The sequence below is a fragment of the Nocardia cyriacigeorgica genome (assembly GCF_005863245.1).
Classification (GTDB): domain Bacteria; phylum Actinomycetota; class Actinomycetes; order Mycobacteriales; family Mycobacteriaceae; genus Nocardia; species Nocardia cyriacigeorgica_C.
In genome coordinates this window covers 276,006-290,145 of the sequence record NZ_VBUT01000004.1, presented here as the reverse complement: position 1 = coordinate 290,145, position 14,140 = coordinate 276,006, and the positions used below count along the sequence as shown (strand labels likewise).

10 protein-coding genes and 1 pseudogene are annotated in these 14,140 nt (G+C 68.8%); 6 read left to right on the top strand and 5 right to left on the bottom strand.

Going from position 1 to position 14,140, the window contains the following annotated elements; genetic code table 11:
• Nucleotides 1–66: 66 nt before the first annotated feature.
• Entirely contained in the window at nt 67–339 is a 273-nt protein-coding gene (locus FEK34_RS11310; RefSeq protein ID WP_138447805.1) for a hypothetical protein, read from the bottom strand.
• 292 nt (nt 340–631) lie between these two features.
• Between FEK34_RS11310 and FEK34_RS11305 the strand changes: the two genes are divergently transcribed.
• Together FEK34_RS11305 and FEK34_RS11300 are read left to right on the top strand one after the other, a co-directional pair.
• Nucleotides 632–1,015: a hypothetical protein gene (locus tag FEK34_RS11305; RefSeq protein WP_138447804.1), complete on the top strand. Its 384-nt coding sequence runs from the start codon at nt 632–634 to the stop codon at nt 1,013–1,015.
• A gap of 13 nt (nt 1,016–1,028) precedes the next feature.
• Nucleotides 1,029–1,499 carry a hypothetical protein gene (locus FEK34_RS11300; protein ID WP_138447803.1) on the top strand — a complete coding sequence of 157 codons (471 nt, stop codon included), beginning with the start codon at nt 1,029–1,031 and terminating at the stop codon, nt 1,497–1,499.
• Between the two features lie 187 nt (nt 1,500–1,686).
• On the opposite strand, the gene hutU is transcribed toward FEK34_RS11300, so the two are convergent.
• Nucleotides 1,687–3,366 carry a urocanate hydratase gene (gene hutU, locus FEK34_RS11295; RefSeq protein ID WP_138447802.1) on the bottom strand — a complete coding sequence of 560 codons (1,680 nt, stop codon included), beginning with the start codon at nt 3,364–3,366 and terminating at the stop codon, nt 1,687–1,689.
• 135 nt (nt 3,367–3,501) lie between these two features.
• Between hutU and FEK34_RS11290 the strand changes: the two are divergent.
• A pseudogene (locus tag FEK34_RS11290) lies at nt 3,502–6,894 on the top strand (NAD-glutamate dehydrogenase); the annotation flags it as partial.
• A 41-nt stretch (nt 6,895–6,935) separates the two neighbouring features.
• Nucleotides 6,936–7,706 carry a histidine utilization repressor gene (gene hutC, locus FEK34_RS11285; RefSeq protein WP_138448110.1) on the top strand — a complete coding sequence of 257 codons (771 nt, stop codon included), beginning with the start codon at nt 6,936–6,938 and terminating at the stop codon, nt 7,704–7,706.
• 107 nt (nt 7,707–7,813) lie between these two features.
• Here hutC and FEK34_RS11280 read toward each other — a convergent pair whose 3' ends face one another.
• The 3 genes from FEK34_RS11280 to FEK34_RS11270 all read right to left on the bottom strand — a co-directional run bounded on the left by FEK34_RS11280 (nt 7,814) and on the right by FEK34_RS11270 (nt 9,866).
• A complete protein-coding gene (locus FEK34_RS11280; protein WP_283206589.1) occupies nt 7,814–8,230 on the bottom strand; it encodes a very short patch repair endonuclease in 417 nt (138 codons plus the stop codon).
• Between the two features lie 94 nt (nt 8,231–8,324).
• A complete protein-coding gene (locus FEK34_RS11275; protein WP_171048184.1) occupies nt 8,325–9,458 on the bottom strand; it encodes a DNA cytosine methyltransferase in 1,134 nt (377 codons plus the stop codon).
• Nucleotides 9,459–9,587: 129 nt separating this feature from the next.
• Nucleotides 9,588–9,866, bottom strand: a complete 279-nt coding sequence (locus tag FEK34_RS11270; protein WP_138447798.1) for a putative quinol monooxygenase — start codon at nt 9,864–9,866, stop codon at nt 9,588–9,590.
• Nucleotides 9,867–10,044: 178 nt separating this feature from the next.
• On the opposite strand from FEK34_RS11270, the gene FEK34_RS11265 reads away from it, so the two are divergent.
• Complete coding sequence (locus tag FEK34_RS11265; protein WP_138447797.1) at nt 10,045–11,862, top strand: ABC transporter ATP-binding protein; 1,818 nt, start codon at nt 10,045–10,047, stop codon at nt 11,860–11,862.
• The gene (locus FEK34_RS30735) at nt 11,859–14,123 is read left to right on the top strand and encodes an ABC transporter ATP-binding protein (RefSeq protein WP_249358989.1); all 2,265 of its coding nucleotides are present in this window, start codon (nt 11,859–11,861) and stop codon (nt 14,121–14,123) included. The genes FEK34_RS11265 and FEK34_RS30735 overlap by 4 nt, the downstream gene beginning before the upstream one ends.
• The last annotated feature ends 17 nt before the right edge of the window (nt 14,124–14,140 follow it).

The window sequence follows — 14,140 nt, the reverse complement described above, 5'->3', positions numbered from 1 at the left end:
CATCCAACTCCGACCAGGTCCCGTCATCCCACTGCACCCAGCCGCACCGCTCCTCGCCAGGATCGGTCACCGCGTGTACCGCTCGGCCCGCAGATCCGGCGTAATCGCCCCGACCGCAACAAGAGTCCGATAGGCGTCCCGCTTATGCGGGCAGTCTTCGATACTGCACCGCCGGTGCGTCTGCATGAGAGCATGCGCAGTCTGCGCCGACATCCTCGGCGCCCGCGCGGTAATCGGCGGCTCGTCCTCTCCGAAGGTGTAGGGCAGCACGTAGATGAGGCCCAGAAGCAACACGGCGATAGAACCGGCCACGGCGAACGCGGCAATGTAATCAGACACCGAACCCCCTGCGGTAGTTGGTTGTTGGGGACCGCCCGGCGCCGGGGAATGAGAGGCACGCACCCGGCGCCGGGGGCTGAGTCAACAGTCGCGTTCTGGGCCTATCGCGGGTAGTCACCTGCGGGATACCGTGGGCTACTGCGGTATATCGGCATGCAACGGGTCTTCCTCGAGGGGGTAGGAGATTGGGTATGCAGGAGACCTGGACCGGTGCAGAGTCCACCGCTTTGCGGCTCGCCCTGGATGTCTCGCAGAGGCGATTCGCTGAGAAGGCGGGCGTGCCGTCGCGACGGTGAAGAAATGGGCTTCGCGGGGTTTCGACAAAGCCGAACTTTTCGGCACGCTGGGCGGTCGCCTGCGCGAGCTCGCGCGCCGAGCGCCGGCGTTCGCGTCCGAGGCAGCCGATCAGATCTCCGTCGCCGTCGAACTCCGCCGCCCCGACCGCCTGCGCAGCGCGGCGCTCGACCAGCTCGGCCTAGCCGAGGCCCGCCTGATCCAAGGCGAGCTTGAAGAGGGATGCCGCATCGGCCATGATGCGCTGGCAATAGTCGAACGAACACGATCGGACCGAGTCCGGGTCAAGGCCGCGAAGGTCCTCGCCCGCACCCAGAGAGCCAAGGACGTCGCTGCCGTTGCCGAACTCAGGGATAGGCTACGTCCGCTGGTCGCCACATAGGGAAGGAACGCTGTTGCGCGTCGCTGTCACCGGCCATATGAACATCACCCCGGACACGGCGAAGCTGGTCTACGACCGGATCGTGCAGGAGTTGTCCGGACACGAGAACCTGGTCGGCGTCAGCTGCATCGCCCGGGGTGCGGACTCGGTGTTCGCGCAGGCGGTGCTGGACTGCGGCGGGCAGCTCGAAGTGGTGCTGCCCTCGCGCAACTATCGGGAGCGGAAGGTGAAGCCCGACCATGCCGAGCTGTTCGACCGGCTCCTGGCCTCCGCCGCATCCGTCCACGTCATGGACTTCGATGACGCAGGCCGCGAGGCCTACGAAGCCGCCAATGCCCAACTGCTGCTCGGCGCCGAGCGGTTGATCGCGGTGTGGGATGGGCAGGTCAGCGAACGCGGCGGCACCGGAACCGTCGTCGAACTCGCGCGTACAGCGGGCGTTCCCGTCGACATCGTCTGGCCCGATGGAGCCCAGCGCGATTGACCGAGTCCTGTCGCCAGGCGTCACGCCTAGTTGGCGTGGCACGAGTGCTACATGGCTGTGGCAAACGTCGAGAAGAGCCCACGCTCATGTAGCTCTCGGCCGAGTCCCGCGGGCGCGATGACCCCGGAGCTGCCCCTCATGCGGCTCCGAGGGCATCGTTATGACGTGCGCGCGTTGGCGGGCGAGATCACCCCTCCTGCATGGGAATCCGAACCCCACGCTCCCGAGCAACCTCCGCGGCGTGCTCGTACCCGGCATCCACATGCCGGATCACACCCATGCCGGGATCGTTGGTCAGCACCCGCGCCAGCTTCTGCGCCGCGAGCTCGGTGCCGTCGGCGATGCACACCTGGCCGGCGTGGATGGAGCGCCCCATCCCGACGCCACCGCCGTGGTGGATGGACACCCACGACGCCCCGGACGCCGTGTTGAGCAGGGCGTTCAGGAGAGGCCAGTCGGCGATGGCGTCGGAACCGTCTGCCATGGCTTCGGTTTCACGGTAGGGCGAGGCGACCGAGCCGGAGTCGAGGTGGTCGCGGCCGATGGCTACGGGGGCCGAGAGTTCGCCGGAGGCCACCATTTCGTTGAACTTCAGGCCGGCGCGGTGACGTTCGCCGTAGCCGAGCCAGCAGATGCGGGCGGGCAGGCCTTCGAACTTCACCTTCTCGCCCGCCATGGTGATCCAGCGCTTGAGGTGCTCGTTCTCCGGGAACAGTTCGAGGATCGCGCGATCGGTGGCGGCGATGTCCTTGGGGTCGCCGGAGAGCGCGGCCCAGCGGAACGGGCCGAGACCCTCTTCGAACAGGGGGCGGATGTAGGCGGGGACGAATCCGGGGAACTCGAAGGCGCGCGCGTAGCCGCCCTTGCGGGCTTCGTCGCGGATGGAGTTGCCGTAGTCGAACACCTCGGCGCCCTTGTCCATGAACCCGACCATGGCTTCGACGTGCTTGGCCATCGAGGCCTGCGCTTCGGTGGTGAACCAGCCGGGGTCCTTGTCGGCGAGCTTGTGCCAGTCTTCCAGCGCGACGCCGATCGGCAGGTAGGACAGCGGGTCGTGGGCCGAGGTCTGGTCGGTGACGATGTCGATGGGCGCGTCCATCTCGAGCAGCTGGGGGAACACCTCGGCGGCATTGCCGACCAGGCCGATGGACAGCGGCTTGCGTTCGTCGCGCATCTTGATGGCGAGGTCGAGCGCGTCCTGCACGGTGTCGACCTTGGTGTCGAGGTAGCCGTGGGCGATGCGGCGGTCGATGCGGGCGGGATCGCAGTCGACGCAGATCGCGACGCCTTCGTTCATGGTGACGGCCAGCGGCTGCGCACCGCCCATACCGCCCATGCCGGCGGTGAGGGTGATGGTGCCCGCGAGGGTGCCGCCGAAGCGTTTGCGGGCGACGGCGCCGAAGGTTTCGTAGGTGCCCTGCAGGATGCCCTGGCTGCCGATGTAGATCCAGGAGCCCGCGGTCATCTGGCCGTACATGATCAGTCCGAGCTGTTCGAGCTTGCGGAATTCTTCCCAGTTGGCCCAGTCGCCGACGAGGTTGGAGTTGGCCAGCAGCACGCGCGGCGCCCACTCGTTGGTGCGGAACACGCCGACCGGCTTACCGGACTGCACCAGCAGCGTTTCGTCGGATTTCAGCGTCTTCAGGGTGCGCACGATGGCGTCGAAGGCTTCCCAGCTGCGGGCGGCGCGGCCGGTACCGCCGTAGACGACGAGGTCGTCGGGGCGTTCGGCGACCTCGGGGTCGAGGTTGTTCATCAGCATCCGCAGCGCGCCTTCTTGCTGCCAGCCGAGGGTGCTCAGCTCGCTGCCACGGTCGGCGCGGACGGGACGCGGGCCGGACTGCGGCCGGGTGGAAGCGTCGGTCATGGGGTTGTCTCCTCAGGAAAACGAATGTGTGCCGAATCACTGGCTAGGTGTATAGTCCTGTATATACAACCACCTGTCAAGCGTCCTCAGCGGAAGCGGTGAGACTTCCGTTCGGAAGGTAGTGACATGAAGGCAACGTCGACGGCTCCGGTGCGAGATTCGAGTGCGGCTGCGCGATACGAGCGACCCGGAGGCGACTGGGATGAGCGCTTCCGGGCCACCCCGATCGCGCGGCACCTCGCCGACCACTACGTATCGGCTATACCTGAAGGCTATAAGCAAGATGTCGATCCGGGTAGCGCTCCGAACGACATCGCCTACCTGGAACGTCTCGGCCCGGACGCCGTCGAGCTTGCGCTGCACCGGGTCGCGGGATCGGGCGAGGAATGGGTGCTCACCCTCTACCTCGGCGGACGTCCGGCGTCGCTGAGCGAGATCCTGCCGATCCTGCAGAGCCTCGGCGTCGAGGTGCTCGACGAGCGGCCGTACGTCATCGTCAATACCGGCGCCGTCGCCTGCCGCATCTACCGGTTCTCGCTGCGCTACCCGGAACGCCTGCCGCACCTCGACGACGCCGATTTCGCCCGCCGCTTCACCGCCACCTGCGCTGCCATCTGGCACGGCCGGGCCGAGGCGGACCGCTTCAATGAACTGGTGCCCCGCGCGGGGCTGGACCACCGCCAGGTCATCGTGTTGCGTGCCTATGCGAACTACCTGCGTCAGGGCGAATTCCCTTACAGCCGAGCGCATATCGCGAATGTGCTCGGTGAACATCCCGGCATCACGCGCGGGCTCGTCAGCCTGTTCGAGAGCCGATTCGACCCGGCCGCACCGGAATCCGATACCGAATCGCTGCTCGAAACGCTGGAGCAGGGCATCGCCGCCGTCCCCGGCCTGGACGCCGACCGCATTCTGCGCGCGTACCTCAGCGTCATTGACGCGACATTGCGCACCAACCACTATGTCCACGCCGAATCAGGCGACGGCACCTGCCTGGCGTTCAAGCTAGATCCGCGCCGGATTCCCGAACTCCCCTCGCCGCGTCCGCGTTTCGAGATCTACGTGTATTCGCCGCGGGTGGAGGGTGTGCACATGCGGTTCGGGATGGTCGCGCGCGGCGGGCTGCGCTGGTCGGATCGCAAGGAGGATTTCCGCACCGAGGTGCTCGGGCTGGCGAAGGCGCAGGCGGTGAAGAATGCCGTCATCGTGCCCGCGGGCGCCAAGGGCGGCTTCGTGGTGAAACGCCCGCCCGCACCCACCGGCGACCCCGCCGTGGATCGGGAAGCAATGCGGGCGGAAGGAATTCGCTGCTACCGCACGTTCATCGGCGGAATGCTCGACCTCACCGACAACCTCGACTTCACCACCGGCGCCGTCATCGCACCGCCCCGGGTGCGACGCCGCGACGGCGACGACACCTACCTCGTGGTCGCCGCCGACAAGGGCACCGCGACCTTCTCCGATATCGCCAACGACGTGGCCGCGAGCTACCGGTACTGGCTCGGCGACGCCTTCGCCTCCGGCGGATCGGTCGGCTACGACCACAAGGCGCTCGGCATCACCGCCCGCGGCGCGTGGGAAAGCGTGAAACGGCACTTCCGCGAACTGGGCGTGGATCCGCGCGCACAGGATTTCACCGCCGTCGGCATCGGCGATATGAGCGGCGACGTCTTCGGCAACGGCATGCTCGCCTCCCGGCACATCCGCCTGATCGCGGCCTTCGACCACCGCCACATCTTCCTCGACCCGAACCCGGACGCGGCCACCTCGTTCGCCGAGCGCTCCCGGCTGTTCGCGAAACCGCGCTCGTCCTGGGCCGATTACGCGCCCGAGCTGATCAGCGCCGGCGGCGGGGTGTGGGAGCGCACGAGTAAATCCGTGCCGATCAGTGCCGAGGTGCGAGCCGCGCTGGGCCTGGCCGATGACGTCACCGCGCTGACCCCGCCGGAGCTCGTGCGCGCGATTCTGTGCGCCCCGGTCGATCTGCTGTGGAACGGCGGCATCGGCACCTACGTCAAGGCGAGTACCGAAACCCACCTGGACGTCGGCGACAAGAACAACGACGCCGTCCGCGTCGACGGCGCCGAGGTCCGCGCCCGGATCGTCGGTGAGGGCGGCAATCTCGGCTTCACCCAGCGCGGCCGTATCGAATACGCCCGTGCCGGCGGCCGGATCAATACCGACGCCCTGGACAATTCGGCCGGCGTCGACTGCTCCGACCACGAGGTCAATATCAAGATCCTGCTCGACGGCCTGGTCGGCGCGGGCCGGCTCACCATCGCCGAACGCAACGCGCTGCTCGGCGAGATGGCCTCCGAGGTGTCGCGGCTGGTGCTGGCCGACAATGCCTCGCAGAACCAGCTCATGGGCACCAGCCGAGCCAGGGCCGCGGCCTCGATCGCGGTGCACGGCAGGCTCATCGACCACCTCGAGACCACCACCGGCCTGGACCGCGACCTGGACGTGCTGCCGAGCAAGAAGGAGATCGCCGCGCGGCAGCGCGCCGGGGAAGGGCTCAGCTCGCCCGAGCTCGCCACCCTGCTCGCGCACGTCAAACTCGGATTGCACGCCGACCTGCTGGCCGGCGACCTGCCCGACAGCCCGGCCTTCGCCGACGACCTCGCCCACTACTTCCCGCGCCCGCTGCGCGAGCAGTACGCCGACGCGATCGCCGAGCACCCGCTGCGCCGCGAGATCGTGGCGACGGCCCTGACCAACACGGTCGTCGACAACGGCGGAATCACCTACGCCTACCGGCTGTCCGAGGAATCCGGTGCCAGCAATGCCGACGCCGTGCGCGCGTTCGCCGTGGTCGCGGCCGTCTTCGACCTGCCCGCGCTGTGGCGCGACATTCGCGGCAGCGGGTTGAGCGCCCAGCTCACCGACGAGCTGATCGTGCTCAGCCGCCGACTGCTCGACCGGGCCTCGCGCTGGATGCTCACCCAGCGTCCGCAACCGCTGGCCGTCGGCGCCGAGATCCGGCGCTTCGGTGATCGAATCGCCGAACTGACACCGCAGGTGGCGGGCTGGTTGTCCGGCAGCGACGCCGCCGACCTGCGCAAGCGCACCGCCGCATTGGTCGATCGGGGCGTACCGGAGGATCTGGCCGCGCGAGTGTCGTTGCTGCTCGACCAGTTCGCCCTGCTCGACATCGTGGAGATCGCCGAGATTTCCGGCCGCCCGCCCGCCGAAGTGGCCGAGGTCTACTACCTGCTCGGACAACGCCTCGGCGTGGTGGGGCAACTGGTCGCGGTCTCGCGGCTGGAACGCGGCACGAAATGGAACGCACTCGCGCGCGTGGCGTTGCGCGACGAGCTGTACGCCACGATCCGCGCGCTGTGCCAGGACGTGCTGGCCGACGGCGACCCCGGCGAACCCGCCGAGGACGTCATCGGCGGCTGGGAGCAGCGCAGCGCGGCCCGGCTGCACCGCACGCAACGTATCCTCGGGGCAATCTCGGAATCGGGCGAACAGGATCTGGCGGCGCTGTCGGTCGCGACCAGGCAGCTACGGGCGCTGGCGCGATGAGCACGCAGGCCGGTGGGAAAACCCGTGAGGCAAGGGAACGGATGTCGGTGGTGGCGATCGAAGTAGTCGATACGGAGCTGGCGGAGCTCTACGGCGGTCTGGGGACCGAGGTTGCCGCCTATGAGCGCGTCAAGCAGCTGATCGTGTCGCAGATCAAGGGCGGCCGGTGGCGCGAGGGCGATCAGATCCCCTCGGAGAACCAGCTGGTCAACGCGCTGGGCCTGTCCCGGATGACGATCAACCGCGCGCTGCGCGATCTCACCGCCGACGGCGTGCTCAACCGGGTGATGGGCGTGGGCACCTTCGTCGCGCCGACCAAGGCCGCCTCACCGTTGTTCGAGGTCAAGAACATCGCCGACGTGATCTCCGAGCGCGGGCACCGCCATCGCACCGAGATCGTGTTCGTCCGTGCCGAAGACGCCGACACCGCTCATCCGCTCCTCGGTAACGACCTGAGCGGCAAGGTCTTTCACTCGCTGATCGTGCACTTCGAAGACGATGTGCCGATCCAACTGGAGGACCGCTACGTCAACCCGGTCGAGGCCCCGCAGTATCTCGAACAGGATTTCACCGCGCAGACCCCGAACACCTACCTCAGCGAGGTGGCCCCGCTGGAACGCGGCGAACACGTCGTCGAGGCGGTGCTGGCCGGCGCCGAGGAATGCCGGCTGCTGGATATCGCCCGATCGGAGCCGTGCCTGCTGATCCGCCGCCGCACCTGGTCACGCAGCGGGCTGGTGAGTGCGGCGCGGTTGATTCATCCCGGGTCGCGTAGCCGGTTGGAGGGGACGTTCGGGAGCGGGCAGAGCTGAGCCGGGTCGCGGGCTCGGCACGGCGGCCGTACCCGGTTCCGTGCCCTCGGTGCTGAACCAGGGCCGCTGCCGGACGGAGTCGCCGCTGGTCGATCGCATGCTGCCGGTCAATCGCGCCGTAGCGCAGCGTGGATCCGGTCGGCTGCTGCCACCGGATCCTCGTGCTCCCAGATCCGGATCACCTGCCACCCGGCAGCGATGAGCGCCGCGTCGGTGGCCCGATCGCGTGCGACGTTGGCCGCCAGCTTCTCGGCCCACCACTCGGCGTTGTTCTTCGGGTAGGTGGCGTGTTCGGGGCAGCTGTGCCAGAAACAGCCGTCCACGTAGACGGCCACGCGGCGGCGCGGGAAGATCACGTCGGCGCGGCGGCGCTGGCCGCGGATCGGTGCGCGGTCGACGAAATAGCGCAGGCCGCGGCGGTGTAGTTCGCGGCGTAACGCCAGCTCGGGTTCGGTGCCCGCGCGGCGTTGTCGGGACATGCGGGCGCTTGTCGTGGGATCCGTGGGTGGGCGCCGGCTGGTCACGGCACGCCCAGCGAGCCATCTCGGTCGACTGTCGGCGCGGCGAAGCCCCGACGCCGGGTGGGGCGACGTGGATTGATCACCTGCCGGCCGGCGTTCATGCCGCCCAGCCGCCCATTCGGTCCAGGTGGGCTTCCACATCGTCCAGGAATCCCGGCGGGAACCGCAGGCTGCCCATCGCGGTTCGGCGCAGGAAACCGGCGGTGGCGCGGGCGGAGAGCAGGCGGGAATCGGTGAGGAAGTTCTTCAGGTCCTCGTACGGTTCGTGCACCGGCCAGGTGGAGACCGGCACCTCGAACGCGCTGCCATTGCTGCCCCACGCGGCCACCGGCCACGGTTTGCCCGGCGGCAACGGCCGATCACCGGGCAACGGCTCGAGCGGCGCCGTCAGCCGGGCGCCCACCCACGACGCCATCCGCACGCTGACCGCATTGCCGACCAGCTTCCAGCGGTGCCCCTGCCGGATACCGGGCACATCCGTCGCGGGTGCAGTCCAGTCGGGATCGAAGCCCTGCAACATCTCCCCGTCGACGATCCCCGGCGTCACGATCTCCCCGGACGGCAACCGGACAGCGGGCGGACTGGCGATACCGAGACCGGAACCGCCCTTGAGGGTCGGGACAGCGTTCACCGCCCAGCCGAGTCCACGCACACCCTCGGTCCAATAGAAACCACACGGATCGCTGTCGGCATCGCCCACCGTGCGCGGACCCGCGTCCTCACCGAAGAGCACACCGCGCGGATCCTCGGTGCGCGAGGCCAGCATGAGCACCCGGTTGCGCCGCTGCGGCAGGCCGAACGCGCGCGCGTCCACCACCCGGTAAGCCCAGGTGTAGCCCAGTTCCTCCAGCGCCGCGGTGATGTGACGCATGGCCGCGCCGCGCCCGAGTTGCAGCATGAACGGCACATTCTCGATCAACAGCCAGCGCGGCCCGCGTTTGCGCCGCACCAGCCGGAAAACCTCGTCCACCAGGCCCGAACGGTCGCCGGTGATGCCCGCGGTGCGGCCCGCCTGCGACAGGTCCTGGCAGGGAAAACCGGCCGCGACCAACTCCGTTCCGGCCGGGATCGCGCGCAGCCGGGTGATGTCGGCGTGCAACGGGACATCTGGGAAACGCGCAGCCAGCACCCCTTGCGCGCCCGGATCGATCTCGCACAGCAGCTCGGTCTGCCAGCCGTTTTCGGCCAGCCCGAGTTCGAGCCCGCCGATCCCGGCGAACAGCCCGACCATCCGCGCGCCCGTCAACGATCGTCCTCCGGTATCTTTTTGCGCCGCCTGGGGCCGCGAACTCTGGGGCTCGGTCTCGCTTCGCTCGAAAATTGGGTGTGACCGGCCATTGTATTCGGGGGCGCGAAGCGCTCAGAGCGGCACTTCGCCGGTGCAGTCGAATTCGCGCACGTCGGCGGCGGTGATCTGGACGTCGAGCTCGCCGGAAGTGCCCTCGCCGCGGAACACCTCGACCGCGGCACGGTTGGTCCAGCGTTCGTAGACGTTGACGCGGTCCGGCTCCACCAGGTCCGCGCCGAGGGTGAAATCCAGACAGCCCGGCGCCTCACGCGCCTGCTCGACCACCTCGCGGCAGGCCTCGAGGTAGCGGTCCCGATCGGTGACTCTCAGGTATCCGGCGACGATCAGCACACCCGGAGTGTAAGTCCGGCACCGACCTGTGGGCGGGAAGAAAATCGGTTGGCTGTTCGTGATCGCGGTGCCAGTCTGGACGGACCCGTTTGTTGTCATACCCCACTGCGATGATCGAGGGCGTCGCCGGTGTCGGGGTGCGGATCGCCGGAGACATCGATGAACCGAAGGGGGAGATTTGTCCGTCACGCTGGACGCGCCTTCCGCTGACACGGAGGCCGACAGACCACCGCTGCCCGCGCGCGCGAAGGGGCGGCGCGCCTCGCTGCTCAGGTTCTGGCCGTACCTGCGGCCGTACCGATTCCAGCTGCTCGCCGCCACCGCGCTGTCGGCGGTCGCCATGCTCACCGCGGTGCTCACACCGCTGGTGATCGCGCGGATCGTCGACGGCCCGATCGCGCGTGGGGATTTCGGCGGCGTCATCGCGCCGGTGCTGCTGGTGCTGGTGCTCGGCGTGATCGAGGCGGTCGGGGTGTGGGGGCGGCGCTGGTTGCTCGCCAAGCCCGCCACCCAGTTCGAGATCACCATGCGGGCCAAGATCTTCCGGGAACTCCAGGCACTATCCATCGGCAGACACGATTCCTGGGAATCGGGCCAGCTGCTCTCGCGTGCGGTCGATGATCTGGCCACCCTGCGCCGGTTCATCGGATTCGCAGGCCCGGTGCTGGTGATCCACGCCGTCGTCATCCCGGTCGGCCTGGCCGTGCTGGTGGCGATGAGCTGGCAGATCGGCGTGATCTTCGCCGTCGCCGCGGTGCCGATCACGATCATCTGCATCCGATTCGAACGCCGCTACGCCGGTGCCTCGCGCCGCTCCCAGGATCAATCCGGCGATCTGGCCACCACCGCAGAGGAATCCGCGCAGGGCATAAGGGTGCTCAAGGCCTTCGGTCGCGGCACTTTCTTCGGCGCCCATTTCACCGCGCAGGCCCGCGAACTCCAGCGCACCGAGATGTACAAGGTGCGCCTGGACGCCGTTCTTTGGGCGTCGCTGGTGGTGTTCTCGGAATCCACCCTGGTGTTCGCGCTCGGTTTCGGCGCGTATGCGGTGGCCGGCGGCACGATGTCGCTGGGTGCCGCGGTCGGCGCCATCACCCTGGCCACCTTCCTGCAATGGCCGATCATCTGGACGGGCTTCCTGCTCGCCGAATTGAACGACGCGGGCACGGCGGCCGACCGGTACTGGGAGATCATCGATACCCCGGTCGAGATCACCGATCCCGACGATCCGGTGGATCTACCGGAGCGGATGGCCGGTGAATTACGGCTCGACGGTGTGCGATTCGGCTTCCCCGAGGCCGATGCCGATGTGCTGCGCGATATTTCGCTGGTGGTGCGGCCGGGTGAGACGGTGGCGCTGGTGGGGGCGACGGGCAGCGGAAAGACCGCCCTGCTCAACCTGATTCCCCGGCTCTACGACGTCACCGGCGGCGTCATCAGCATCGACGGCATCGATATCTCGACCCTGCGGGTGCGCGACCTGCGGTCGCTGGTGTCGGTGGCGTTCGAGGATCCGGTGCTGTTCTCGGCGAGCGTGCGCGAAAACGTCGCGCTCGGCGATCCCGACGCCTCCGACGACGATGTGCTGCGGGCCCTCGAGATCGCGCAGGCCCTCGATTTCGTGTCGAACCTGCCGTGGGGGCTGGACACCCGCATCGGTGAGCAGGGGTTGAGCCTGTCGGGTGGTCAGCGGCAGCGGCTGGCGCTGGCTCGCGCGGTGCTCACCAGGGAAGGCCAGGAAAACCGCGCCCGGATCGTCGTCCTGGACGATCCGTTGTCGGCGTTGGATGTGCAAACCGAGGAGAAGGTGCAGGACCGCCTGCGCGCCGCACTGGCCGGCGCCACCACACTGCTGGTCGCGCACCGGCCTTCCACCGCCGCCCTCGCCGACCGGGTCGCCCTGCTGGCCGACGGCCGCATCGTGGCCGAAGGCACCCACGACCAACTGCTGCGCACCAGCAGCCGCTACCGCGAACTGATGGGAGGTGAACGATGAGCGGCACCGACGGATCCGCGACGACGCCGGAAACCGGCTCCGGCACCGCCGTGCTGGAACGGCCGGAAGAGGTCGCCGATTGGCGCGGTATCGCCAGCGAGGACAAGGAAGTCACCGAGACCGGAAACCTGGTGCTCGCGGCGCGTTCGCGTCGGCTGCTGGCCGAACTGGTACGTCCGTACCGCAAGCTGGCCGCGCTGGCGCTGGCCATCATCGTGGTCGACAACGCGGCGACGGTGGCGGGCCCGTTGTTCGTCGCCTACGGGCTCGACCGCGGCATCAGCGCGGGCCGAGAAGGTAACTGGGCCCCACTGCTGTGGGCGGCCGGCGGCTATCTCGGCGCCGCGCTGCTCGGTGGGCTCACCACGTTCTGCTTCGTGCGCGTCGCCGGCAGGCTCAGCCAGAACGTGCTGTTCGACCTGCGAGTCCGCGCGTTCGAGCACGTGCAGCGACTCGACGTCGAGTTCCACGAGAAATACACCTCGGGCAAGGTCGTCGCCCGTCTCACCGGCGACATCGAAACCCTCCAGGAGCTACTGGAAGGCGCGCTGAACGAGGCTCTGAGCGCGATCCTGTCGGTGCTCACCATCGCGGTGCTGCTGGTCTACCTCGACCTGACGCTGGCCGCGGTCGTGTTCGCCGGTTTCGTGCCGTTGTTCCTGGTCACCCGCTGGGCGCAGCGCAGGCAGCGCGCCGGCTACCGCCGCACCCGCGGGGCCATCGCCAAGGTCGTGGTGCAGTTCGTGGAGTCGATGGGCGGCATGCGCGCGGTGCAGGCCTTCCGCCGCGAAGAGCGCAACGAATCGGTGCTCGCCGCCGAGGACGGCGCCTACCGGGAAGCCAACGTCACCGCCGTGCGCGGCATGGGCGACTACGCGGGCCTGACCCGCCTGCTCGGCAACCTCACCACCGTCGTGGTGATCATCGTCGGCGCCTGGCAGGTCATCGACGGCCACCTCGCCGTCGGCGTACTCGCCGCCTACCTGCTGTACCTGAAGAACTTCTACGGCCCGCTCGACGAACTCGCGCAGGTCTTCAACTCCTACCAGTCCGCTGCCGCCGCATTGGAGAAGATCTCCGGCGTGCTGGAAGAGCGCCCGGCCGTGGCGGAACCCACCGACCCCGTGCCCCTGGGCAAGGTGGCCGGCGGGATGCGGTTGGACAGCGTGTGGTTCGACTACGCGGCCCGTCCCGGCGGTGAGGACCAGGTGGGCGCCGGGCGGGCAGCGAGCGCGACCGAACGGGAAGCCTCGGTCGCCGAGCCTGCGCTGGGTGGTGCCGAGCTCGCGCTGGGCGCGGCTGAATCCGCCAACGCCGCCGTAGAACACGGTGTGCGCGGCGCTCAGCTCGTGACGTCCGCCGATCCGGGCGCGCGTGCCGCCGATCAGGTGGCGGGCGGCGTCGACGGCGGACCGGGCGCGGCTGAGTCCGAGTCGGGCGCGGCCGAGTTCACGAGTGCAGCCGTCGAGCACCGGGTGGATGCCGCCGAGCACGCGGCCGCACCTGACACAGGCGTGCGCGGTGATCATGGGGCGGGCAGTATCGACGGCGGGCCGGGTGGCCGTTCACCCCGCGGTCCCGTGCTGCCGGAAATGAGCCTCGATATCCCGGCGGGCCAGGTCGTCGCGCTGGTCGGCCCCACGGGCGCGGGCAAATCCACCCTGGCCAAGCTGCTGACCCGGTTCTATGACCCGTCCGGTGGTGTCGTCACGCTGGACGGCATCGACCTGCGCCGGATCAGTGACGCCGATCTGCGCCGACACGTCGTCATGGTCACCCAGGAGGCCTACCTGTTCTCCGGTTCGGTCGCCGACAACATCCGGCTGGGCCGGCCCGACGCCACCGACGCCGAGGTGCACGATGCCGCGCGGGCGGTCGGGTTGTACGACTTCGTGCGGGCCCTGCCCGAGGGTTTCGACACCGATGTGCGTAAACGCGGCGGCAGGCTATCCGCCGGGCAGCGCCAGCTGGTGGCCTTCGCGCGGGTGTTCCTCGCCGACCCGGCGGTCATCGTGCTGGACGAGGCCACCTCCAGCCTCGACATTCCCAGCGAACGCCTGGTGCAGGACGCCCTGGAGACGGTGTTGCGCGACCGGACCGCGGTGATCATCGCGCACCGGCTGTCCACCGTGGCCATCGCGGACCGGGTGCTGGTGCTGGAAGCGGGCCGCGTCGTCGAAGACGGCACACCGCAGGAGCTGATCGCGGGCAACGGCCGTTTCGCGGGTTTGCACGCGGCGTGGCGCGAGTCGCTGGTGTGATGCGGTCATGACGCTGT

Coding starts and splice junctions, on each gene's coding strand:
- hutU (WP_138447802.1), bottom strand. CDS start 3,366: ATGACCGACGCTTCCACCCGGCCGCAGTCCGGCCCGCGTCCCGTCCGC.
- FEK34_RS30735 (WP_249358989.1), top strand. CDS start 11,859: ATGAGCGGCACCGACGGATCCGCGACGACGCCGGAAACCGGCTCCGGC.
- FEK34_RS11275 (WP_171048184.1), bottom strand. CDS start 9,458: ATGGTCGGGCTGTTCGCCGGGATCGGCGGGCTCGAACTCGGGCTGGCC.
- hutC (WP_138448110.1), top strand. CDS start 6,936: ATGTCGGTGGTGGCGATCGAAGTAGTCGATACGGAGCTGGCGGAGCTC.